This window comes from Pacificitalea manganoxidans, from assembly GCF_002504165.1.
Taxonomy (GTDB): domain Bacteria; phylum Pseudomonadota; class Alphaproteobacteria; order Rhodobacterales; family Rhodobacteraceae; genus Pacificitalea; species Pacificitalea manganoxidans.
In genome coordinates, this window is the sequence record NZ_CP021404.1 from 2,914,544 (window position 1) to 2,936,898 (window position 22,355).

Consider the following 22,355-nt stretch of genomic DNA (forward strand, 5'->3'; position numbering starts at 1 on the left):
GGGTCGGTCTTTCACTCAGCGTCGGAAGGCGCGGGCGCGGCGGCACCGGGATCGGTGTCGGTACGGCGCCCTGCGGGGATCTGCTTGCGCCGCCTGATACTCCACAGGAAGTAGACTGTCATCCCCGCCCAGACCAGCGCCAGCCCGAACCACTGCACCGCATAGCCCAAATGATCGTTCGGAATACCTTGCGTGCTGACGGGCAGCGGCGTGACCGTCGCGCTGGCGGGCTCCGCGTGGCGCAGGACCAGCAATGTGGGCTCAGTGCCATAAACCTCGGACAGGGTGGGCACGTCGCGGGCGAACCACAGGCCGCTCTCGTCACGTTCGGGCGTGTATTTGTTCAACTCGTCCGGCCAATGAAGATTGCCGGTGAACGTGCCGGTGATCTCCCCTTCGTCGGGAAGAGGATCGCCAAAGGGCCGCACCCCGCGGTCGATCAGAATGCGCCGCCCGTCATCGGTGGTCAGCACACCCAGCACACGGTGCACCGCACCGACTTCCTTGACGGAAGCTAGGATCAGGATCGGCTCCGCCCCGATGGTGCCCGTCACCTTCACCGGCAGGTAGCGGTCACGTTCAGGGTCGAATGTTTCGGGCAAGGGGCGGGGATCGGCGGTGATGCGGGTTTCGATCTCCGTCAGGATCGCCTCTTTCCATGCAAGCCGCTGCAACTGCCATGTTCCGAGCCATCCGAGCACCACGACCCCGAACACCCCGACGACCAGCGCGATCACGGTGGATAGCAGCGGGGAACGGGGCTTGGTGCGGGTCATTGGGTTCTCCTTGACGGCGGAAAGATGGGAGGCGGCGGACGGACAAGCCGCCTCGCTTAGGTGATGAAGGTCACCGGAAACGCCGAAGGCGCGGGATCGCCCCCGCGCCTTCGTTTGTCATGCGAGGGTTGGCTCAGCCGCCCCAGATGTAGATCGCACCGAACAGGAACAGCCACACCACGTCGACAAAGTGCCAATACCAAGCCGCCGCTTCGAAGCCGATATGCTTCTCGGGCGTAAAGTCGCCCCGCAGCGCCCGCAGCCAGCACACGAACAAGAAGATCGTGCCGATGACCACATGCGCCCCGTGGAAGCCCGTCGCCATAAAGAAGTTGGCGCCGTAGATATTGCCCGAGAAGCCAAATGCGGCGTGGGTGTATTCGTAGGCCTGGAAGAAGGTGAAGATCGCGCCCAGCACAACGGCGAGGATCAGACCGTTCTTCAGATCCTTGCGGTTGTTTTCGTGGACCAGCGCGTGGTGCGCCCAGGTCACGGCACAGCCGGAACACAGCAGGATCAGCGTGTTGATCAACGGCAAGTGCCACGGATCGAAGGTTTCGATCGACGGCGGCGGCCACATGCCTTCGGAGAAAGTCTCCATCGGGTAAAGCGCGTGCTTGAAGAAGCTCCAGAACCACGCGGCAAAGAACATGACTTCGGACATGATGAACATGATGAAGCCGTAGCGCAGGCCGATCCGCACCACGGGGGTGTGATCGCCAGCGGCGCTTTCCTCGACCACGTCGGACCACCACGCGAACATCACGTAGAGGACCAGCGCAAGGCCGATCAGGAACATCCAAGGCCCATTGGCCTGGAACCACATCACGGCCCCGAAGAGCATGACAAACGCCCCGACCGAAGCCAGGAACGGCCAGATCGACGGGTTGATGATGTGGTAGTCGTGGTTTTTCTCGTGCGCCATCGGACGTCCCTCGGCTCCGCTTCTTTTAGTTCACATCGGTTTCCGCTTGCGCGGAAGGGGTCTGGTCGAGCGCCGCCTGATCCTGCGGGTCGGCTTGCGCCGCAGGGCCGGATTCGGATGGCTCGGTCTCGTAGAACGTATAGGACAGGGTGATTGCCTTTGTATACTTGGCATCCCGGTCATCGACGATTTCGGGGTCAACATAGAAGGTCACGGGCATCTGCACCCGCTCCCCCGGCTGCAACGTCTGCTCGGTAAAGCAGAAGCAGTCGATTTTCGCAAAGAAGCCGCCCGCGATGTAGGGGGCGACATTGTAGGTCGCGCTGCCCGTGATCACCCGGTCGGTCGGGTTATACGCCTCGTAGAAGGCAAGGCCCGTCTCCCCGATGCGAATGCGCATCTCGCGCTGCACCGGTTTGAACTCCCACGGCATCTCACGGTCCGTATTGGCATCGAAGCGCACCAGCATCTCACGGTCGAGCACGCGATCAGCGCCCTCCTCGGCCACGGCGGTTGTGCCGCCAAAGCCCGTGACCTGACAAAACCAGCTGTAGAACGGCACCGCCGCCCACGCAAAGCCCGCCATCATCACCACGACGCCAACAAGGCCGAGTGCGGTTTTCTGGGGTGTCAGCTTCATTGGCCAGCCTCCGGTTGAGTAACGGGTGCAGTGCCCCCCTGCTCCAACTGGTTGCGGGGCGGTTCGAAATCGCCTCGGGTGACCTTGACCACCGTCAGGCCAAACACGATCGCAATGAACACGGCCAGCAGAACGCCGACGCCAATATTGCGTCCGCGCCGCCGTTTGTGCAGCTCATGCTCTGCCTGAATCATGCCCAGCCTCCCCACAGGCCAAGCCCGCGCAGGGTGGCGTCGCCCAGAAGCGCGCCGAAATGCAGGAACAGATAGATCAGCGACAGTCGGAAAAACTTCTTCTCGACCGCGTAGCCATCGGCTTCGGCCGAGCCGGTGTCCCGCCCGCGGATGCGCCAAGCCCCCAGCAGGAAAAGCGCGTTCAGCACCAGCGCGGCGATCAGATAGACCGGCCCGCCGATGGAGGTAAAGCCAAGCCCGACCGCCAGCACCGACAGGATCACGGTGTAGCCAAAAATCTGCCGCCGGGTGGCGTCATGTCCGTGGGTCACGGTCAGCATCGGCACGCCCGCATCGGCGTAATCGCTCTTCATGAAGAGGGCCAGCGCCCAGAAATGCGGCGGCGTCCACAGGAAGATCAGCGCAAACATCAACACCGATTCGACACTGACCCCGCCCGTGGCGACAGCCCAGCCGACCATCGGAGGAAACGCGCCCGCCGCACCGCCGATGACGATGTTCTGCGGGGTCGAGCGTTTCAGCCACATCGTGTAGATGACGGCATAGAAGAAGATGGTGAAGGCCAGCAACGCCGCAGCAAACAGGTTCGCGGCGAGCGCCAGCATGATGACCGACAGCACCGAAATCGCGATCCCGAGGCCCAGCGCCTCCCCCGGTGCGACCTTGCCCGAGGGCACCGGACGCGATGCCGTGCGCCGCATGATCTGGTCGATATCCGCGTCCCACCACATGTTCAGCGCGCCGGAGGCCCCAGCCCCCAACGCAATGAACAAGATCGAGGCAAAGCCCACCATCGGATGCACCTGCACGGGCGCGACCAGCAGGCCCACCAGCGCGGTAAAGACGACCAGCGACATCACCCGCGGCTTGAACAGGCGCACATAGTCGCCAAAGCCGGGTTCGGCAGGGTCTTGGATCATCGTGTGGTCAAGTCCGGTATCGCTCATGTCAGCTCCGGTTCCCTTGCTGCGGTGGCACCCCGGACGCGCGCTGCATTTGCGGCGCGGGCGGTCGGGACGCACGGCCCGGCTGGGTGGCGTCGGGGAGACCGCGATGCGCCACAGGCACCGCGGTCTCCATCATTTCGCACATCGCGGGCGGCGGGCCGTTCGGCCTGCGCCCCGGCGGTGGATCACTCCGCGATGCGGGCGACAGGCTTCTGGCGCGGCGTGCCGCCATAGGTTTCGATCGCACCGTCAAGCCAAGCTTCGTATTCCGCCTGCGGCACGGCCTTTACCGTGATGGGCATATACGCATGCGCGATGCCGCACAGTTCGGAACACTGGCCGAAATAGATGCCCGGCTGGTCAACTTCGAACCACAGTTCAGCGACGCGGCCCGGCACGCCGTCCTGCTTCACGCCAAAGGCGGGCACGGTCCACGAATGGATCACGTCGGCACCGGTGACCTGAACCACCACGGTCTGCCCCACGGGCACGACCATCGCGGTATCGGTGGCCAGCAGGAATTCGTCGCGGGAATAGCCGGCGTCCTGCAACTGCGCCTCGACCTCGGCGGTCAGGGTGTAGTCGCCGCCCGTCGCCGGAGAGCCGATCATGTAGCTGTCGAAAGCCAGATCATGCTCGGGGTATTCATACCCCCAATACCACTGGTAGCCGGTGGCCTTCACGACCACATCGCCTTCGGGGATTTCCTGCTGGTTGAACAGAACCGGCAGCGAAAACGCCCCGATGAAGATCAAGATCAGGATCGGCACCACCGTCCACGCGATTTCCAACGGGGAGTTATGGGTGAACTTCGCCGGGGTCGGGTTCGACCGGCTGTTGAAGCGCAAAATGACATAAGCCAGCAGACCGACCACAAAGACGGTGATGACCGCGATGATCAGCAAAACCATCCCGTCGAGCCAATGCACGTCGGACGCGATGCCGGTCGCCGCCGGCTGGAAGCCGATGCCGTGGGGCTTCGGGCGGCCGATGATTTCCAGATCACCAACGACATTGGTGTCCTGCGCAAAAGCCGCACCGGCAAAAAGGCTGCCGGTGAGGGCGAAGGTTGCGGCCCGCAGGCCGGTACGCAGCTTGGTCAAACCCATCTTCTATCCTGTTCGCGATGCAGCAGCGGGGCTGCGGGGCGCAAGGCCCCCGTTGAGGACCCGATCGGAGCGGATACACCCGCCCCGGCCCGTGACCCGTTGTGTCCTGCGCGCTTAAAACCATATTAGACCCCACCGGACAAGCGCATCTCTTGCGTCATTCAGCCGCGAGAGCCCGGCCACAGACCCGTCCACGTCCGGTGGCAACATGCGGGACACCGTCCCGCCCACGCTTCAGGAGGTTCCATGAGCACAGCGTTTCGCCCCTTCGAGACCCGGATCGACGAAGCCACCGCGCTCGCCCGGCTGCGCGCGGCGACCGATGGGGCGGAGGATGGCGAATTGTTTCTGGAACGCCGCCGCTCCGAGGTTCTGGTGTTCGATGACGGCCGCATCCGCAACGCCAGCTACGATGCGTCCGAGGGATTCGGCCTGCGCGCGGTAAAAGGTGAAACCGCAGGTTACGCGCATTCGACCGAAATCAGCGAAGCGGCGATCGCGCGGGCTTCTGAAACCGCGCGGCTGGCGGTGGGCGACGGCGGCGGCGTGCTGGCGGAGGGCCCCGCCCCCACCAACCGCAAGCTTTACGGTGACGAAGATCCCATCGCGGGCGCCGCTTTTGCGGTGAAGGTCGACACGCTGCGCGAGATCGACGCTTTCGCCCGCGGGCTCGATGCCCGTGTGGTGCAGGTTTCGGCCACGCTGGCGGCGTCGCTGCAGGAGGTGGAAATCCTGCGCCCCGACGGGCTGCGCGTGTCCGATGTGCGCCCGATGGCGCGGCTCAACGTCTCGCTCATCGTCGAACAAAATGGCCGGCGCGAACAGGGCGGCATGGGCGGCGGCGGACGGTTCGGGCTCGACGGGCTCATCGATCCCGCCCATTGGCAGGGTGTCACCCGCGAAGCGCTGCGCATCGCGCTGGTCAATCTGGAGGCGGAGCCCGCGCCTGCCGGGGTGATGGATGTCGTGCTTGGCCCCGGCTGGCCCGGTATTCTGCTGCACGAGGCGGTGGGACACGGGCTTGAAGGTGACTTCAACCGCAAGAAATCTTCGGCCTTTGCCGGGCTGATGGGGCAGCAGGTCGCGGCCAAAGGAGTGACCGTGCTGGATGACGGCACCCTGCCCGACCGGCGCGGCTCGATCACCGTGGATGACGAAGGCACGCCCTCGGCCCGCAACGTGCTGATCGAGGATGGCCGTCTGGTGGGTTACATGCAGGACCGGCAGAACGCCCGGTTGATGGGCGTCGCCCCCACAGGCAACGGCCGCCGCGAAAGCTACGCCCATATCCCGATGCCGCGCATGACCAACACCTATATGCTGGGCGGTGACAGCGATCCGGTGGATATCCTTGCCGGGCTGAAGGACGGGATCTACGCCGTAGGCTTTGGCGGCGGGCAGGTCGACATCACCAACGGTAAGTTCGTGTTCTCCTGCACCGAAGCCTACCGGGTGAAGCATGGTCAGGTCGGAGCGCCGGTGAAGGGCGCGACGCTGATCGGCGACGGGGCCACGGCCTTGCAGCAGATCCGCGCGATCGGCAACGACATGGCGCTTGATCCCGGCATCGGCAATTGCGGCAAGGCCGGGCAGTGGGTGCCCGTCGGCGTGGGCCAGCCTTCGCTGATGATTGGCGGGCTGACGGTGGGCGGCGCGCAGACCGGCTGACCCGCCCACTGCATCCTGCCTGCCAGACAAAAGGCGCGGCCCGAGGGTCGCGCTTTTTCCGTTTAGAGGGTCGAAATCTTTACCTGCCATTAACCGATTCAACAGTAGCTCTGATGGGGCAAGAGATGGAGCGGACCGGCGTGGACTTGTTTTCTTCCCCACCCCCCCTCGCACCACCCACCACGGAAGAGCAATTGTTGGACTGGCTCTGTCTCTTGCGCTCTCGCCGGGTCGGCCCGGCAAGTTTCCGGCGGCTGATGACCGCTCATGACGGCAGCGCCGCCGCCGCGCTCGACGCCCTTCCCGCTATCGCCGCGGCAAGCGGCACCGCCGATTACCGTCCCTGCCCCCGCGATCAGGCCCACATGGAATTGCGGGCAGGACGCCGCGCGGGCGCGCGGCTGATCGCCCTAGGCGCGCCATGCTACCCCCCTCTGTTGGCAGAACTGGACGACGCGCCGCCGCTGCTATGGGCGCTGGGTGCGTTGGGCCAAGGCGCCCTTTGCGGGCAGCCTGACGCCCCTGCCGCCCGGCTTCTGACCACGCCCGGCATCGCCCTGATCGGCGCGCGCAATGCCTCGAGCCTTGGGTTGCGGATGGCCGGGCTTTTGGCGCGCGATTTGGGTCGGGCGGGGGTGCCGGTCGTGTCGGGGCTGGCCCGCGGCATTGATGCCAGCGCGCATCGCGCAGCGTTGGAGGCGGGCACCGTCGCCGTGATCGCGGGCGGGATCGATACGGTTTATCCGCGCGAAAACGCTGCACTCAGCGCCGATATCGTCCGCACCGGAGTGATTCTGTCGGAGATGCCACCGGGCACCCAGCCCCGCGCCCGCCACTTCCCCCGCCGTAACCGGATCGTGTCAGGACTGGTGCGGGCGGTCGTGGTGGTGGAGGCCGCCGCGCGATCAGGGTCGCTCATGACGGCGCGCATCGCACTGGATCAGGGGCGCGAGGTGCTGGCCGTTCCGGGCCATCCGCTCGACCCGCGCGCGGCCGGAACAAATATGCTGCTGCGGGATGGCGCACGGCTGGTGCGCTCTGCCGCCGATGTGCTGGATGCGCTCGACCTGCCCGCCGCCGCTCAACCTGCACCGCGCCGCGCGGTGTCGAAGCCGCCAGCCACGCCTGCGCCCTACGGGCGATCCGCGCCGCCCCGCGCCGAAGCCGCTCTGCCACCGCGACTGGGCGCGGGCCTGCGGCAGCGGATCAGCGCGCTGATTGGCGCCACCCCGTTGCCCGAAGCGCAGCTCTTTGCGCAGGTTCCCGATACCCCTGCCGCCCAGCTTGTCGCGACGCTGCAAGAGATGGAGATCGACGGCGAGGTTCAGCGTCTACCGGGCGGCTATCTGAGCCGCGAATAACACCGCCTACCCCGCGTCGCAGCGCCGCGACCCACGCCCCGCCGCCTCGGCGCAAAGGCTACCGCGCATTGACAATCCCCGCCCCGCCCCCACATGTGCGCCGCCAAGAGCAGCCATGAGCAGATCGCGTTCCGAAAGGGGTCCCATGCCAGTCGTCGTCGTCGAGTCGCCCGCCAAGGCCAAGACAATCAACAAATATCTGGGCGATGACTACACCGTTCTGGCGTCCTACGGGCATGTCCGTGACCTGCCCCCGAAGGACGGCTCCGTCGACCCCGAGCATGATTTCGACATGAAATGGGAAATTGCGACGGACAGCCGCAAGCACGTCAAGGCGATCGCCGACGCGCTGGCCAGCGACAATACCCTGATCCTCGCCACTGACCCCGATCGCGAAGGCGAAGCGATTTCGTGGCACCTTGAGGAAGCCCTGCGCAAGCGTAAGGCGATCAAGAAGGACACCGCCGTCAGCCGCGTGGTGTTCAACGCCATTACCAAATCCGCCGTGACCGAGGCGATGAAGAACCCGCGCCAGGTCGATGCCCCGCTGGTGGAGGCGTATCTCGCCCGCCGTGCGCTCGACTATCTGGTGGGCTTCAACCTGTCGCCCGTGCTGTGGCGCAAGCTGCCGGGTGCGAAATCCGCCGGGCGCGTGCAATCGGTCTGTCTGCGCCTGATCGTTGAGCGCGAGATGGAAATCGAAGCATTCCGTGCCCGCGAATACTGGTCCGTGAAGGCCGTGATGCAGACCCCGCGCGGCCAGACCTACGAAGCACGGCTGGTGACGTTGGCGGGCAAGAAGCTCGACCGTTACGATATCGAGAACGAAACGCAGGCCGAGATGGCCGTGCAGGCGATCAATTCGCGCGATTTGACCGTCACCTCGGTCGAGGCGAAGCCGGGCACGCGCAATCCCTCCGCGCCGTTCATGACGTCAACCCTCCAGCAGGAAGCGAGCCGTAAATTCGGCATGGGTGCGCGGCAGACCATGAGCGCAGCGCAGCGCCTCTATGAGGCCGGTCTCATCACCTATATGCGGACCGACGGCATCGACATGGCACCCGAGGCCGTGATGGCTGCGCGTGACGCGATCAAGGACCGGTTCGGCGCGAACTATGTCCCGAAATCGCCGCGCATGTATAAAAACAAGGCCAAGAACGCGCAGGAAGCGCATGAATGTATTCGCCCCACCGACATGACCCGCGATGCGGCCTCGCTGCGGCTGACGGATGCGGATCAGCGCAAGCTCTATGACCTGATCTGGAAACGGACCATCGCCAGCCAGATGGAAGCCGCGCGGCTGGAACGCACCACGGTCGAGGTCGGCTCTGCCGACGGGCAGGTCGCGCTGCGGGCTACCGGGCAGGTTCTGCTGTTTGACGGGTTTATCGCCGTCTACGAGGAAGGTCGCGACGACGACGGCGACGACGACGATAAGCGGCTGCCGCAGATCTCGCAGGGGGAACCTGCCAAGAAGGGCGACATCACGCCCGAGCAGCATTTCACCCAGCCGCCCCCGCGCTATACCGAAGCAACGCTGGTCAAGCGGATGGAAGAGTTGGGCATTGGCCGGCCGTCCACCTACGCCTCCATCGTCACGACGATTCAGGACCGCGAATATGTCCGCAAGGATAAGAACCGCCTGATTCCCGAGGACAAGGGACGCTTGGTCACGGCGTTTCTGGAAAACTACTTCCGCCGCTACGTGGAATATGACTTTACCGCCGATCTCGAAGACCAGCTTGACCATGTGTCGGCGGGCGACCGGGATTGGAAGGACGTGCTGAACCGGTTCTGGCGCGACTTCTCCGCCGCCATCGCGGAAACCTCCGAACTGCGCATCACCGAGGTTTTGGAGAAGATCAACGAGGTGCTGGAGCCTCATATCTTCCCGGCGAATCCCGAAGGCACCGATCCGCGCCTGTGTCCGAACTGCGGACAGGGGCGTCTGTCGATGCGCACGGCGCGGTCTGGTGGCGCATTCATCGGGTGCTCGAACTACCCCGAATGCCGCTTTACGCGTCCGTTTGGCCCGCCGGGGGCCGAAGGCGACGAAATCGGCCCGGATGGCAAGCTGCTGGGCGAGGATCAGAGCGAGCCGATCACCCTGCGCAAAGGCCGCTTTGGCCCTTATGTCCAACGGGGTGACGCGACCGAGGAACAGCCAAAGCCACCGCGCGCGTCGCTGCCGAAAGGCTGGTCGACCGAGGATATGGATCTGAGCAAGGCCGTGATGTTGCTGTCGCTGCCCCGCCCCGTCGGTCCGCATCCCGAGGATGGTGAGATGATCGAGGCCGGGATCGGACGCTACGGGCCGTATGTCAAACACGGTCGCGTCTACGCCAACCTGCCCTCGGTCGACGAGGTGTTCGAAATCGGCATGAACCGCGCGATGGAGGAGCTTGCCAAGAAAGCCGCGCGCGGGGGCCGCGGTCAGGCCGCGAAACCCTTGCGCGAACTGGGCGAGCATCCGACCGATGGTGGCCCCGTCAACGTGATGGAAGGCCGCTATGGCCCGTATGTCAAATGGGAGAAGGTCAACGCCACCCTGCCCAAGGGCACGGAGCCCGATGACGTGACGATGGACATGGCCGTCGAATTGATCACCGCCAAGGCAAGCAAGAAGGGCACCCGCAAGAAGGCCGCGCCGAAGAAGACGGCGACCAAGACCACTGCGAAAAAGCCCGCCGCAAAGAAACCTGCGGCTAAGAAAGCCCCGGCAAAGTCCACGACCAAGGCAACAACATCGAAAACAGCGGCCAAATCCACAGCCGCCAAGTCTGCGGCGGCCAAGAAACCTGCCGCGAAGAAAGCCGCGCCTGAGACCGACGCCGACTGAGGCGGGCGGCCATATATCGGTCACAGACAGGACGGGCGGCGCCAATAGGCACCGCCCGTTTTTCATGTGGCCCCCGGCGCCCCATACGCCCCCGCCTTCCCGGCCCCCGGCGAATGCCCCCTTACGTCACCTAAAGGCCGCTCAGGACGGGATCGCGCGCCTGTGCAGGCTTTCGTTACGTTGACTTCCCTGTGCTGCAGTTGCAAAACGATGAGGATCGACAGGAGGGGACTCGATGAAAAAGGTTTTCGGTTCGGCGGAAGAAGCGCTGGACGGGCTGCTCTTTGATGGCATGCTCATCGCCGCTGGCGGATTTGGCCTCTGTGGCATTCCGGAGCTTCTGATCGCACAGATCAGGGACGCGGGCACAAAGGACATCACCATCGCATCCAACAATTGTGGCGTGGATGATTTCGGGCTCGGCGTGCTGCTGCAAACTCGCCAGATCAAGAAGATGATGTCGTCCTATGTCGGCGAGAACGCCGAATTCATGCGCCAGTATCTGTCGGGTGAGCTGGAGCTCGAATTCAACCCGCAAGGCACGTTGGCCGAACGCATGCGTGCCGGCGGTGCGGGCATCCCCGGCTTCTACACCAAGACCGGCGTTGGCACGGTCATCGCCGACGGCAAAGAGCACAAGGATTTCAACGGGGAGACCTATATCCTCGAAGAAGGGATCTTTGCTGATCTGGCCATCGTGAAGGCATGGAAGGCGGATGAGACCGGCAATCTGGTTTTCCGCAAGACCGCCCGCAACTTCAACGCGCCCGCCGCCACCTGTGGCAAGGTTTGCGTGGTTGAGGTCGAGGAAATCGTGCCCACCGGCTCGATCGATCCCGATCACATCCACCTGCCGGGCATTTATGTTCACCGCCTGATTCAGGGCGACCATGAGAAGCGGATCGAACAGCGCACTGTGCGCGCCGCCTGATCCGGCATGGACACGCAGGACATCTCCGCGATGGACGAAAGCCGCGCGATCGAGCGTTTCTCGCGCTCGCGCATCGCGATGGTGCTGACCGATCCCCGGCAGAAAGATAACCCGATTATCTACGTCAATCGCGCGTTCGAGGCGATGACCGGATATTCCCGGTCCGCCGCCATCGGGCGGAACTGCCGGTTTTTGCAGGGGGAGAAGACCGACCCCAAGACAGTCGCGCAATTACGGCAGGCGATTGAGGATTGCACGGATGTCTCAGTCGAGATCCTGAACTACCGTGCCGATGGCGTTGCCTTTCGCAACCGGCTGACGATTTCGCCAATCGAGGATCACGACTCGGAATGCGCCTATTTCGTCGGTCTGCAACTGGCTGTCGGGCAGGACACGGACAAATCCGAAGGGGACGCTGCCCGGCAGGGCGACGTGGTGGATGATCATCTGAGCGAAATTCAGCATCGGGTGAAGAACCACCTGTCGATGATCGTCGGCATGATCCGTATGCAATCGCGCAAGTCTGGCGATGCGGACGGGTTTGCCGCGCTGGCCCGACGGATCGAAAGCCTGCAGCTTCTCTATGAGGAGATGTCGCTGTCGGATCACATGAACAATCGCGATGTGATCCCGCTGGGCACCTATCTGTCGCGCATTGTCAATTCGATTGCGCATATCGACGGGCGCGCAGGTGTCCGCGTTACGACCGAAATCGAAGCGGTGGACGCCAACACCCACGATGCCACCCAGTTGGGTCTGGTGTTGTCGGAAGTGGTGACCAACGCTTTCCAGCACGCCTTCGAAGGCCGCGATGTCGGCCTGCTGGAGGTGCGGCTGACCAATCTGTCGTCTGGGGGCATTCGTCTTGTCGTTGCAGATGACGGCATCGGCATGCCGGAGGGGCTGACATGGCCCAAGCCGGGCTCGCTTGGCGGCAAGATCATGCAAGGGCTTGTCGACAGCCTTGACGGAAAGTTCGACATCACCCGGGGCGATACCGGAACAATCATCACCATCGACGTGCCTAAAATCACGCCGAATGACAGCTGAAAGGATTTCCCATGCCTTGGGATCGTAACCAGATGGCCGCTCGGGCCGCTCAGGAATTGCAGGATGGCTGGTATGTGAACCTCGGGATTGGCATCCCGACGCTGGTCAGCAACTACATCCCCGAAGGGGTGAACGTGACGCTGCAGTCGGAAAACGGCATGCTCGGCATGGGCCCGTTTCCCATCGAGGGCAGCGAAGACCCCGATTTGATCAACGCCGGTAAGCAGACGATCACCGAACTGCCCCATACCGCCTATTTCGACAGCGCGCAGTCCTTTGCGATGATCCGCGGCGGCAAGATTGCCATGGCGATCCTCGGCGCAATGGAAGTGGCCGAGAACGGCGATCTGGCGAACTGGATGATCCCCGGCAAGCTCATCAAAGGTATGGGCGGCGCGATGGATCTGGTCGCTGGCGTCAAGCGGGTCGTCATCGTCATGGATCATACGAACAAGAAGGGTGAGTCGAAGGTGCTGAAAGAATGCACCCTGCCGCTCACCGGCACCGGGGTCGTGGATCGGATCATCACCAATCTCTGCGTGCTCGACGTTGTCGAAGGCGGGCTGAAGCTGGTTGAACTGGCTGAGGGTGTCACCGAAGACGAAGTGCGCGCCGCGACGGAAGCTACCCTCGTCAACTAAGCGTCGTAAATGCTAGCGATAAAAAAAGGGGTGCCCGAGGGCACCCCTTTTCCGTGAGTGGCAGGCTCCCGAAGGAGGTCAGCCTTATTTCATCAGGATCTCGTCGACCGAGTTGCGCTTCTCGGCGTCAGAGCCGTTGTTCAGCGCAAGGTACAGTTCGTTGACCTGCTCGTCGGATAGCGCGTCGACGTCAACTTCGTAGCCCCACTGGGTCAGCGAAACTTCGACGCTTTCACGCAGTTGGACGCTGTCCATGTTCTGCATGTCGACATCGGCGGTCGCGGTCGTGGCAACCAGAGCGTCGATGCGGTTTTTGGTTTCCAGCGCGCTCATCTCGGAATTGAGCGTGTCGTAGATGCCGGTCAGCTGAGCGTTGTTCAGCATGTTTACGTCGACGTCCGAAATACCTTCCTCGGTCAGACCCTGCATCACGGCAGTGCGCAGCTGATCTTCGCCAGTCGGGCCGGGCACCGTGTTGATGACGGTGACATTGGCTTCGGTGCCGATGATGGCTTCGATCTTGGCCTGCTGATCAGCGGGCGATTCGGTCGACGTCACGATCTGGTACACAGCGTCCAGCTGATCTTCGGTCAGCGCGGAGGCGCTATATTCGAGACCTTGAGCGGTGAAATACTGATCCACGGATGCTTCAATGTTGCCGTCCTGGGCAAAAGCGGCGGTGGACATACCGGCAACGAGGGCCGTCGTGATCATAAAGCGTTTCATGTGTCGTCTCCTGATTTTCGGTGCAGTGCCTCTCGGCGACCGCTTGGATAGACAACATCGAAGCCTGATCGCGGTTCCTGTCCCCAAGCGTCAATCCGGCGGAAATTCGCATAGGCCCCTGTTAATGCTTGATATTATTTGACATCCAAAATCTTGACAAAAATGTCAGCGGCAGAAAGTGATCCAAAAACAGGCAGTTTTGGCTCCAATTGTCATGGCCAAACATGAAAATCCCCCCCGGATCGCCGTCCGAGGGGCATCAGGTCGCTCACACTGTTTGGCGTCAGTGCCCGGCGGATAGCTGGCCGGTCCGCACCATGTAATTCGCGGCGACCTCATATTCGGGATCGTCATCGCTTTCGATCACCAACTGGCCTGCACGGCGCAGCAGACGGTGGCAATCGCGGCTGAGATGACGCAGCTCCACCCGCTTGCCCTCTGCCTCATACTTGGCGGCCACGGCTTCGATGGTGGTCAGGGCCGATTGATCCGCAACACGGCTTTCGGCGAAGTCGATGACCACGAGTTCCGGATCGGTCTCCGGTTTGAACAGTTCGGTGAACCCGTCGGTGGAGCCAAAGAACAGCGGCCCTTTGACCTGATACACTTTGGCGCCCTCGGGCGTCTCATAGGTGCTGGCCCGAATGCGCACGGCGTTGGACCATGCGTATTGCAGGGCCGACACGATGACGCCGACGACCACCGCGATGGCAAGGTCGGTCAGCACGGTAACAACCGTCACCAGCACGATCACCAGCGCATCGGTCAGCGGCACCTTGCGCAGGATGGTCAGCGACTTCCACGCGAAGGTGCCGATCACCACCATGAACATCACCCCCACCAGCGCGGCGAGCGGGATTTGTTCGATTGCGGGCGAGGCCACGACGATAAACGCCAGCAGCATTAGCGCGGCAAAGATGCCCGAGATCCGCGTGCGCCCGCCGGATTTCACGTTGATCATCGACTGGCCGATCATCGCACAGCCGCCCATGCCGCCGAAAAAGCCGGTGACGACGTTGGCGGTGCCCTGCGCGATACATTCCTGCGAGGCCCCGCCACGCTGGCCGGTGATTTCCCCGACAAGGTTCAGCGTCAGAAGGCTTTCGATGAGGCCGATGGCGGCAAGGATCACGGCATAGGGCAGAATGATCTGCAACGTCTCGAAATTCAGCGGCACCATCGGAATATGGAAGCTTGGCAGCCCGCCCTTGATATCGGCCAGATCGCCCACGCGCGGCACGTCGATGCCAAAGATGATGACGATCCCGGCGGTGATCGCGATACCGGCCAGCGGCGCCGGGATCACATGGGTTAGCTTGGGCAGCGCCCAGATCACCAGCATGGTCAGACCAACCAGAGCCAGCATGGTATATAGCTGCATGCCCGACAACCATTCGCCGCCCGCAGCGCCGTGACCGGTAATTTCGGCGGAGCCCGGCACTTGGAATTGGCTCAGCTGCGCCATGAAAATCACAATCGCCAGCCCGTTGACGAAGCCGAGCATCACCGGATGCGGCACCAGCCGGATGAATTTCCCCCAGCGAAACACCCCTGCCGTGACTTGCAGCAGGCCCATCAAAACGACGGTCGCGAACAGGTATTCGACGCCGTGGTCGGCAACCAAGGCCACCATCACCACCGCCAGCGCGCCTGTCGCGCCGGAAATCATCCCCGGTCGCCCGCCGATCAGTGCGGTGATTAGCCCGACGAGAAACGCAGCATACAGCCCGACCAGCGGATGCACCCCGGCCACGAAAGCGAAAGCCACGGCTTCGGGCACCAGCGCCAGCGCCACCGTCAGCCCGGACAGAAGCTCGGTGCGGATGCGGGCCGGACCTAGGTCGTCCACCATGCCAAGGCTGAAGTTGGACAGGAGGTTTCGGGTCATGCGCGGCGGTTTGCCGCCCGGTCGATCGGTCGAACTCACAGGAACGGTCGCTTTCTTCTGGATCGGATATGTGCGGATTCGTGCGGCGGGTAGCATGTTTCCACGGCAAAGCCCACCTTGTCGGGCCTCTTGTTGCTGCCGGACAGCTGCGTATGGTGCCGCGAACGCGCAAAACACGCATCAATCACAGCATCTGCAACGACATGCGCCGAGGGACGGTTTGGGATGAACGACACGATGATCGGGGTGATCGGCGGATCCGGGGTGTATGAGATCGACGGGCTCGAAAATGCCGAATGGCGCGAGGTTAGCTCCGCCTTCGGGACGCCGTCGGACGCGATCCTGACAGGCACTCTGGGCGGTGTGGCTATGGCGTTTCTGCCCCGGCACGGGCGCGGCCATGTGCTGAGCCCGTCCTCCGCCCCCTACCGCGCCAACATCGACGCGTTGAAACGGCTGGGCGTGACCGATGTGATTTCGGTGTCGGCCTGCGGCTCGTTCCGCGAGGCGATGGCACCGGGCGATTTCGTCGTCGTAGATCAGTTCATCGACCGCACCGTCGCCCGCGAAAGCAGCTTTTTCGGCGCGGGCTGCGTGGCCCATGTCTCGGTCGCGCATCCGACCTGCGACCGGCTTGGCACCGCCTGCGCCGAGGCGGCCGAGGCCCAGGGCATCAACGTGCATCGCGGCGGCACCTATCTGGCGATGGAGGGGCCGCAATTCTCCACCCTTGCTGAATCGCGGATGTATCGCGATGCGTGGGGCTGCGACGTGATCGGCATGACAAATATGCCTGAGGCAAAGCTCGCCCGCGAGGCGGAGCTTTGCTATGCCTCCGTCGCGATGATCACCGATTACGACAGTTGGCACCCAGATCACGGCGAAGTCGACGTGACCGAAATCATCCGCGTCCTGTTCGGCAATGCCGACAAAGCGCGCGGTTTGGTGGCACGCCTGCCCGGCCTGCTGGGCGCCGCGCGACAGGTCTGCCCGCATGGCTGTGACCGCGCCTTGGATCATGCCATCCTCACCGCACCGGAGAAGCGCGACCCTGCGCTGATCGCCCGGCTCGATGCCGTGGCGGGCCGGGTTCTGGGACGCACAAGCAGCTGATTTGCGTGACCGCGCGGCCCATGCTCTAACCGGGTCAGCCACAACAGCAAGGACGTTGCCCATGCCCATGCTTCCCCCGCGCGCGACCTGCGCCGCAGTGATCGGCCTGCTTGTCGCGCCCCTGATCGGTGCAGGTGCCGCGCGCGCCGACAGCTATCTGATGGGCGTCGGCCAATGGACGTGCACCCGGATGATCGACACGTTTACCGATGGCGCGCCGGTCGAAAAGGGTCAGGCCGCGGGCTGGATCCTTGGCTTCTGGTCCGCTGCGACGGCATATGAGGCCCCCGCTTTCACCGCGCAGCTTGAGGAGGTCGGCGGCGCACGCGTCGTGCAGGCCACCATCCGCGAATGCCGCAACAATCCCGAAGCCCTGGTCGGCATCGTCTCTTCGGCGCTGCTGGTCAAAAGCCGGAGCTAACCAATGCCCGACACGACGACGACCCGCGACCGCAAAGAGGTGCGCGACTATATCCGCACGATTGCCGATTTTCCGCACGAAGGTATCCTGTTTCGCGACGTGACAACGCTGTTCGCCGATCCGCGTGGGTTCCGCATGGCGGTGGATCAGATGATCCATGCATGGGCGGGCCAGCAGATCGACCGGGTCGTGGGACTGGAGGCGCGCGGCTTTATCCTTGGCGGGGCAATTGCGCATCAGCTGTCGCTGGGCTTCGTCCCGATCCGGAAGAAGGGCAAGCTGCCCGCCACAACCATCGCCGAAAGCTACACGCTCGAATATGGCGAGGCCGTGGTGGAAATTCACGACGATGCCATCCGCCCGGGCGAAAAGGTGCTGCTGGTCGATGACCTGCTGGCCACGGGCGGCACCGCTGCCGCTGGCATCCGGCTGGTCGAACGGCTGGGCGGGTCGGTGATGGGCTGCGGATTTGTCGTGGATCTGCCGGATCTGGGCGGGCGGGCGAAGCTCGAAGCGCTCGGCATGGATGTGCATGCGATTTGTGCCTATGAGGGGCTTTGAGCCGCCGGAGGATCCAGACCCATGCTGACCCCCGCCGATGACCGTTTCGAGGCCGGGCTGCGCGCGTCCCTGCCCGCCGCTGCCTTCCGCCCGCTGGAGCCGCGCTATCTGGAAGAACCCCGCGGCCTAAGCCGGGCCGGCGACGCGCTGCTGATTGCACCAGCCACCACGTCGGAGGCCGCCACGGCGATCCGCGCAGCCCAATCCGCCCGTGTGCCTGTTGTGCCCTATGGTGGCGGCACCGGCCTAGTCGGCGGGCAAATCGGCGTAGACCTGCCCCGCCCGCTGGTCATCACGCTGGAGCGTATGACTGTGGTCCGCGCCACCTACCCCGCCGAAAACACGCTGGTGGTAGAGGCGGGCGCGATCCTTGCCCATGTGCAGCAGGCCGCTCATGACATTGACCGGCTGTTCCCGCTGTCGCTGGCCTCCGAAGGCTCGGCCCGGATCGGGGGATTGCTATCGACCAATGCGGGCGGCGTTAATGTCCTGCGCTACGGCACCACCCGCGATCTGGTGCTGGGGGTGGAGGCAGTCCTTCCTGACGGATCGGTGCTGAACGGTTTGAAACGTCTGCGCAAGGACAACACCGGCTATGACCTGCGCCATTTACTGATCGGGGCGGAGGGCACGCTGGGCCTGATTACCGCTGCGGCGCTGCGCCTTATGCCGCGTCCCGCACAACAGGGTGCCGCGTTTTTCGTAGTGCCGGACCCCGATGCCGCGTTGCGGCTGCTGGATCTGGCGCAACGGCGTGTCGGTCCCGGTCTGGATGCGTTCGAACTGATCTCGGGACAGGGGCTGCAGTTTCAGCGTGACACCATGCCCGACCTGCGCCACCCATTTGCCGACCTACCCGACTGGGCCGTCCTCATCGATCTGGGTTTACCAGCCGGGGCCACACCAGAAACCGTGCTGGAAGAGCTGTTCGCCGAAGCGCATGAGGCCGGGTTGGTCTGCGACGGCGTGATCGCGCAATCCGGTGCCCAGCGCGACGCATTCTGGGAGGTCCGCGAACGCATCCCGGAGGCGAACCGTCGCGTCGGCTCGATCAGTTCGCATGACATCTCACTACCCTTGTCGGCGGTGCCGGACTTCCTGCGCCATGCCGGGTCGGTGCTGGGCCGGGCGGGCGATCTGCGGATCAATGCGTTTGGCCATCTGGGCGATGGGAACCTGCACTATAATGTCTTCCCCGCGCCCGGCCGGGTCCGCGCGGACTATGCCGACCGGGTCGCGGAGATCAAACGCACGGTGTTCGATATTGTGCGCGAGTTCGACGGTTCATTCAGCGCCGAGCATGGCATTGGTCGGCTGAAAGTCGGTGAGTTGGAGCATTACGGCGACCCGACAAAGCTGGCCGCGATGCGGGCGATCAAATCGGCGCTCGATCCTGCCGGAATCATGAACCCCGGCGCCGTGCTGCGCGGGACGTGAGTTTGGCCGGACCGGATCGCTGTAACATCACGGCCTGTGGCGCGACCAAGGCGGCAGCCTGACGCCCCATAGGGGTCCATGCGCCTGCGTCGGCGGGACCGGATGTTTCACGTCAAACAGTCAGACGCCGGAAGCGCGCATCAACCGCTTCCGGCGCCTTAGGGTGTCCCGCGCCGCTCGCAACATCCGGGGGAACAAGGAAGTTCTTGGCGGTGCAGGTCGAAACGGGCGATCCTATCGTGCCCTGACAGACGCCGGATGGGGAAGCCGCGCCTTTCCAAATTTCTAATCCCGAGAAGTTACTTATGCGTTAACTCCAATTCCATAACACACGCCCCGGATGTGCAATTGGCAAGGGACTGTTATTTTTCTCGCAAACGTTACGGAAAACGCTGCCCCGACACCGTCACATTTCGCCGTAGTTGCTATAATTCGCTCCACCTCGCTGACATAATGACGTCCCATTGGGGCACTACAAACTGACCGGAACACCCGAGCCTTTTTCGGGCTGTCCCTTGATTTAGTGTGAGTTGAGCCGCGCATGTTGGAGTTCGTAAACGTCAGCAAGTCCTTCTGGACCGGGAAGCAGCGCAAGGTGATTCTCGACCGGGCTTCGCTGCGCGTGGAACTTGGCAATTCCATCGGCATCCTCGCTCCCAACGGCACGGGCAAGACCACGCTCATCAACATGATGGCCGGGCTGGAGAAGCCCGACGAAGGCGAAATTCACCGCACCTGCCGCATCTCATTTCCGTTAGGTTTCATGGGCGGTGTCGTAAATCGCCATACCGGAACCGAAAACGCGCGCTATATCGCCCGGCTCTACGGTCTCGATGCCGACTATGTCGAGGCCTTCGCACGGTGGCTGTGCGGAATTGAGGAATATTTCGACATGCCCGTCGGCACATATAGCCAGGGTATGCGGGCGCGGTTCTGCTTCTCGCTGATGCTGGCGCTCGATTTCGACATGTATCTCATCGACGAGGGCATGCCCGCGACGACGGATGTGGAATTCAATCGCAAAGCGGGGGAGATCCTGCGCGAGCGGCTGCAGAACACGACCGTGGTGATGGTGTCCCACCAGGCCGCCGTATTGGAGAAATTCTGTCGCTCCGCGGCGGTATTGCGGGATGGTCAACTGACCATGTTCGACACCCTGGAAGAAGCGAAGCAGCTCTATGACTACCAAGCTTAAAGCGAGCAAGTTCCGCATCCACCGGGGGGCACCGCTCTTTCAGCGCAGCGAAACCGCACAGGACGTAGCCCGGCTGGAGGCGACGACCGGCAGCGTGGCCACGCGCGAGGTCACGGCCAAGCCGCGGCCGGTGACAACCGTCAAACGTCAGCCGGGCGCGAAAACCGCCCCCCGCCCGACCCCCAGCGATGATGGCGCGGCCACCCCCGCCCCCCGGCGTCAGGCCCCGCGCATCGTCGAGACCGCAACGCCCGACCCCTATAATGACGATCATGCGATGGCCGATCCGGCCCGGCTGTTCGAAGCGCCCGAAATGGTGGCGCCTCCCTTGGCAGACGAACCCGCAGCCGCCCGCCCGACCCCCAACCGGATCGGCGCCGATGTGCCGACGCCGGAAGATGACGCACATGTCGAAGCTGATATCGCCGCGATCCGCCGCGAAGGTCTGACAGGACGGCAGTTGCGCATGGCGCGGCGTGTGGCGTTGAAGCACGGGCTAGAGCCGGTATCGGATTTCGACGCGATCCGCCTGCTGCGCGCCAAGGGCATTGACCCGTTCCAGCGCTCCAACATGCTCGACCTTGTTGTGGCGGAAACCTCTCAGCCCGTGCAAACGCCCCGGACGCAGTTACCGCAGACCGTGCCACAACCCGGCACCAACCTGCCCTCGACCGAGTTCTCGAAACCGGCAGAGGTGGCGAAACCGGCCGAGCGTCGCGCCGACGCGATCCAGCGTATCCAGCGGGATATTGCGAAACGGCGGCGCAGGAAATTCCTGCTTTTGATGGCGCGGCTTGCGGTGTTCGTGTTCCTGCCGACGCTGTTGGTGGGCTACTATTATTTCAAGATCGCGACGCCCCTTTACGCGACCAAATCCGAATTCGTCATCCAGCAGGCCGAAACCCAGTCGGCCGCCGGGCTGGGCGGCCTGTTCCAAGGCACCGGGCTTGCCGTGCAGCAGGACAGCACCACGGTGCAGTCCTATCTGCAATCGCGCGACGCGATGCTGCGGCTCGACCGGGATCAGGGGTTCAAATCGCATTTCTCGCAGGACTGGATCGATCCGTTGCAGCGCCTGCCCGAAGACGCCAGCAACGAGGCCGCCTATAAAGCCTACCAGCGCAACGTGAAGATTGGCTACGATCCGACAGAAGGCATCCTGAAGATGGAGGTGATCGCCGCCTCCCCCGCCGCCAGTCAGGCCTTCTCGGAGCATCTGATCAGCTATGCCGAGGAGCAGGTCGATAACCTGACCCAACGCCTGCGGGCCGATCAGATGTCCGGGGCAAGCTCCAGCTTCGACGAGGCGGAGCAGCGCGTGCAGGAGGCCCAGACCCGCGTGCTAGAACTGCAAGAGCAGCTCGGCGTGCTCGATCCGGTGACCGAAACCAGTTCCATCATGCAGCAGGTCACGCAATTCGAGGTGCAGCTGCGCCAGAAACAACTGGAGCTTCAGCAACTGCTCGCCAACAGCCGCCCCAATCAGGCGCGCGTGGATGCCGTGCGCGGCGAAATTCAACGCTTGCAAGAGTTGATCGGAAACATGCGGTCGTCCATGACGGACAGCAATACCGGCGGCGCATCTTTGGCCCGGATCACCGGCCAGCTTCGCATCGCGGAGGCCGATCTTGCAACGCGGCAGTTGCTGCTTCAGCAGGCGTTGACGCAGCTTGAAACTGCCCGGATCGAGGCCAATCGGCAGACCCGTTACCTGTCGCTTGGCGTCAATCCCATCGCCCCGGATGAGCCGACCTACCCCCGCGCGGCGGAAAACACGATGCTGGCCTTTGTCATCTTTGCGGGCATCTACCTGATGATGAGCTTGACCGCCTCGATCCTGCGTGAACAAGTTTCCGCCTGACGGGTGCGCCTTTCCACACGCGTTGCGGGACTTCCGCGCGCGATGTGCTATCTCACGGTTCACCACGCCATG

At 63.5% G+C, this 22,355-nt stretch carries 20 protein-coding genes; 12 read left to right on the forward strand and 8 right to left on the reverse strand.

What is annotated here, in order from left to right:
• Nucleotides 1–11: 11 nt before the first annotated feature.
• The 6 genes from CBW24_RS13290 to coxB form a co-directional block, all read right to left on the reverse strand.
• Nucleotides 12–776: an SURF1 family protein gene (locus tag CBW24_RS13290; RefSeq protein WP_097373866.1), complete on the reverse strand. Its 765-nt coding sequence runs from the start codon at nt 774–776 to the stop codon at nt 12–14.
• A 133-nt stretch (nt 777–909) separates the two neighbouring features.
• Nucleotides 910–1,701: a cytochrome c oxidase subunit 3 gene (locus CBW24_RS13295; RefSeq protein WP_088664628.1), complete on the reverse strand. Its 792-nt coding sequence runs from the start codon at nt 1,699–1,701 to the stop codon at nt 910–912.
• A 25-nt stretch (nt 1,702–1,726) separates the two neighbouring features.
• Entirely contained in the window at nt 1,727–2,341 is a 615-nt protein-coding gene (locus tag CBW24_RS13300; RefSeq protein WP_088664629.1) for a cytochrome c oxidase assembly protein, read from the reverse strand.
• Nucleotides 2,338–2,535, reverse strand: a complete 198-nt coding sequence (locus CBW24_RS13305) for a cytochrome c oxidase system small membrane protein (RefSeq protein ID WP_097373867.1) — start codon at nt 2,533–2,535, stop codon at nt 2,338–2,340. Before CBW24_RS13305 ends, CBW24_RS13300 begins: the two co-directional genes overlap by 4 nt.
• Nucleotides 2,532–3,482: a heme o synthase gene (gene cyoE / locus CBW24_RS13310; protein ID WP_097373868.1), complete on the reverse strand. Its 951-nt coding sequence runs from the start codon at nt 3,480–3,482 to the stop codon at nt 2,532–2,534. Before cyoE ends, CBW24_RS13305 begins: the two co-directional genes overlap by 4 nt.
• A gap of 185 nt (nt 3,483–3,667) precedes the next feature.
• On the reverse strand, nt 3,668–4,591 hold the full coding sequence (coxB, locus tag CBW24_RS13315) for a cytochrome c oxidase subunit II (protein ID WP_088664632.1): 924 nt from the start codon (nt 4,589–4,591) through the stop codon (nt 3,668–3,670).
• Between the two features lie 246 nt (nt 4,592–4,837).
• Between coxB and tldD the strand changes: the two genes are divergently transcribed.
• The 6 genes from tldD to CBW24_RS13345 all read left to right on the forward strand — a co-directional run bounded on the left by tldD (nt 4,838) and on the right by CBW24_RS13345 (nt 13,081).
• Nucleotides 4,838–6,259, forward strand: a complete 1,422-nt coding sequence (gene tldD / locus CBW24_RS13320; RefSeq protein WP_097373869.1) for a metalloprotease TldD — start codon at nt 4,838–4,840, stop codon at nt 6,257–6,259.
• 125 nt (nt 6,260–6,384) lie between these two features.
• Nucleotides 6,385–7,620 (forward strand): DNA-processing protein DprA, encoded by a 1,236-nt coding sequence (gene dprA / locus CBW24_RS13325; protein WP_097374246.1) that lies wholly within the window; start codon nt 6,385–6,387, stop codon nt 7,618–7,620.
• A gap of 145 nt (nt 7,621–7,765) precedes the next feature.
• Nucleotides 7,766–10,459: a type I DNA topoisomerase gene (gene topA, locus CBW24_RS13330; RefSeq protein ID WP_097373870.1), complete on the forward strand. Its 2,694-nt coding sequence runs from the start codon at nt 7,766–7,768 to the stop codon at nt 10,457–10,459.
• A 235-nt stretch (nt 10,460–10,694) separates the two neighbouring features.
• Nucleotides 10,695–11,390: a CoA transferase subunit A gene (locus CBW24_RS13335; protein ID WP_088664636.1), complete on the forward strand. Its 696-nt coding sequence runs from the start codon at nt 10,695–10,697 to the stop codon at nt 11,388–11,390.
• A gap of 6 nt (nt 11,391–11,396) precedes the next feature.
• Nucleotides 11,397–12,440, forward strand: coding sequence for a PAS domain-containing protein (locus tag CBW24_RS13340; protein ID WP_097373871.1), 1,044 nt, complete (start codon nt 11,397–11,399; stop codon nt 12,438–12,440).
• Nucleotides 12,441–12,451: 11 nt separating this feature from the next.
• Nucleotides 12,452–13,081, forward strand: a complete 630-nt coding sequence (locus CBW24_RS13345; RefSeq protein ID WP_088664638.1) for a CoA transferase subunit B — start codon at nt 12,452–12,454, stop codon at nt 13,079–13,081.
• A gap of 84 nt (nt 13,082–13,165) precedes the next feature.
• On the opposite strand, the gene CBW24_RS13350 is transcribed toward CBW24_RS13345, so the two are convergent.
• On the reverse strand, nt 13,166–13,807 hold the full coding sequence (locus CBW24_RS13350; RefSeq protein ID WP_097373872.1) for a hypothetical protein: 642 nt from the start codon (nt 13,805–13,807) through the stop codon (nt 13,166–13,168).
• Between the two features lie 283 nt (nt 13,808–14,090).
• On the reverse strand, nt 14,091–15,695 hold the full coding sequence (locus CBW24_RS13355) for a SulP family inorganic anion transporter (protein WP_088664696.1): 1,605 nt from the start codon (nt 15,693–15,695) through the stop codon (nt 14,091–14,093).
• 225 nt (nt 15,696–15,920) lie between these two features.
• Here CBW24_RS13355 and CBW24_RS13360 point away from each other — a divergent pair, with 225 nt between their 5' ends.
• The 6 genes from CBW24_RS13360 to CBW24_RS13385 all read left to right on the forward strand — a co-directional run bounded on the left by CBW24_RS13360 (nt 15,921) and on the right by CBW24_RS13385 (nt 22,283).
• On the forward strand, nt 15,921–16,808 hold the full coding sequence (locus CBW24_RS13360; RefSeq protein WP_097373873.1) for an S-methyl-5'-thioadenosine phosphorylase: 888 nt from the start codon (nt 15,921–15,923) through the stop codon (nt 16,806–16,808).
• A gap of 61 nt (nt 16,809–16,869) precedes the next feature.
• On the forward strand, nt 16,870–17,229 hold the full coding sequence (locus tag CBW24_RS13365; protein WP_097373874.1) for a 5'-methylthioadenosine phosphorylase: 360 nt from the start codon (nt 16,870–16,872) through the stop codon (nt 17,227–17,229).
• Between the two features lie 3 nt (nt 17,230–17,232).
• Nucleotides 17,233–17,790 (forward strand): adenine phosphoribosyltransferase, encoded by a 558-nt coding sequence (locus CBW24_RS13370; RefSeq protein WP_088664642.1) that lies wholly within the window; start codon nt 17,233–17,235, stop codon nt 17,788–17,790.
• Between the two features lie 21 nt (nt 17,791–17,811).
• Nucleotides 17,812–19,227 carry an FAD-binding oxidoreductase gene (locus CBW24_RS13375; RefSeq protein ID WP_097373875.1) on the forward strand — a complete coding sequence of 472 codons (1,416 nt, stop codon included), beginning with the start codon at nt 17,812–17,814 and terminating at the stop codon, nt 19,225–19,227.
• 541 nt (nt 19,228–19,768) lie between these two features.
• Nucleotides 19,769–20,422, forward strand: coding sequence for an ABC transporter ATP-binding protein (locus tag CBW24_RS13380; protein ID WP_088664644.1), 654 nt, complete (start codon nt 19,769–19,771; stop codon nt 20,420–20,422).
• Nucleotides 20,406–22,283 carry a capsule biosynthesis protein gene (locus tag CBW24_RS13385; protein ID WP_097373876.1) on the forward strand — a complete coding sequence of 626 codons (1,878 nt, stop codon included), beginning with the start codon at nt 20,406–20,408 and terminating at the stop codon, nt 22,281–22,283. The genes CBW24_RS13380 and CBW24_RS13385 overlap by 17 nt, the downstream gene beginning before the upstream one ends.
• The last annotated feature ends 72 nt before the right edge of the window (nt 22,284–22,355 follow it).

Bases quoted from the DNA above. Each gene is read 5' to 3' on its own strand.
- CBW24_RS13290 (WP_097373866.1), bottom strand. From the start codon at position 776: ATGACCCGCACCAAGCCCCGTTCCCCGCTGCTATCCACCGTGATCGCG.
- CBW24_RS13295 (WP_088664628.1), bottom strand. From the start codon at position 1,701: ATGGCGCACGAGAAAAACCACGACTACCACATCATCAACCCGTCGATC.
- CBW24_RS13300 (WP_088664629.1), bottom strand. From the start codon at position 2,341: ATGAAGCTGACACCCCAGAAAACCGCACTCGGCCTTGTTGGCGTCGTG.
- CBW24_RS13305 (WP_097373867.1), bottom strand. From the start codon at position 2,535: ATGATTCAGGCAGAGCATGAGCTGCACAAACGGCGGCGCGGACGCAAT.
- cyoE (WP_097373868.1), bottom strand. From the start codon at position 3,482: ATGAGCGATACCGGACTTGACCACACGATGATCCAAGACCCTGCCGAA.
- coxB (WP_088664632.1), bottom strand. From the start codon at position 4,591: ATGGGTTTGACCAAGCTGCGTACCGGCCTGCGGGCCGCAACCTTCGCC.
- tldD (WP_097373869.1), top strand. From the start codon at position 4,838: ATGAGCACAGCGTTTCGCCCCTTCGAGACCCGGATCGACGAAGCCACC.
- dprA (WP_097374246.1), top strand. From the start codon at position 6,385: ATGGAGCGGACCGGCGTGGACTTGTTTTCTTCCCCACCCCCCCTCGCA.
- topA (WP_097373870.1), top strand. From the start codon at position 7,766: ATGCCAGTCGTCGTCGTCGAGTCGCCCGCCAAGGCCAAGACAATCAAC.
- CBW24_RS13335 (WP_088664636.1), top strand. From the start codon at position 10,695: ATGAAAAAGGTTTTCGGTTCGGCGGAAGAAGCGCTGGACGGGCTGCTC.
- CBW24_RS13340 (WP_097373871.1), top strand. From the start codon at position 11,397: ATGGACACGCAGGACATCTCCGCGATGGACGAAAGCCGCGCGATCGAG.
- CBW24_RS13345 (WP_088664638.1), top strand. From the start codon at position 12,452: ATGCCTTGGGATCGTAACCAGATGGCCGCTCGGGCCGCTCAGGAATTG.
- CBW24_RS13350 (WP_097373872.1), bottom strand. From the start codon at position 13,807: ATGAAACGCTTTATGATCACGACGGCCCTCGTTGCCGGTATGTCCACC.
- CBW24_RS13355 (WP_088664696.1), bottom strand. From the start codon at position 15,695: ATGACCCGAAACCTCCTGTCCAACTTCAGCCTTGGCATGGTGGACGAC.
- CBW24_RS13360 (WP_097373873.1), top strand. From the start codon at position 15,921: ATGAACGACACGATGATCGGGGTGATCGGCGGATCCGGGGTGTATGAG.
- CBW24_RS13365 (WP_097373874.1), top strand. From the start codon at position 16,870: ATGCCCATGCTTCCCCCGCGCGCGACCTGCGCCGCAGTGATCGGCCTG.
- CBW24_RS13370 (WP_088664642.1), top strand. From the start codon at position 17,233: ATGCCCGACACGACGACGACCCGCGACCGCAAAGAGGTGCGCGACTAT.
- CBW24_RS13375 (WP_097373875.1), top strand. From the start codon at position 17,812: ATGCTGACCCCCGCCGATGACCGTTTCGAGGCCGGGCTGCGCGCGTCC.
- CBW24_RS13380 (WP_088664644.1), top strand. From the start codon at position 19,769: ATGTTGGAGTTCGTAAACGTCAGCAAGTCCTTCTGGACCGGGAAGCAG.
- CBW24_RS13385 (WP_097373876.1), top strand. From the start codon at position 20,406: ATGACTACCAAGCTTAAAGCGAGCAAGTTCCGCATCCACCGGGGGGCA.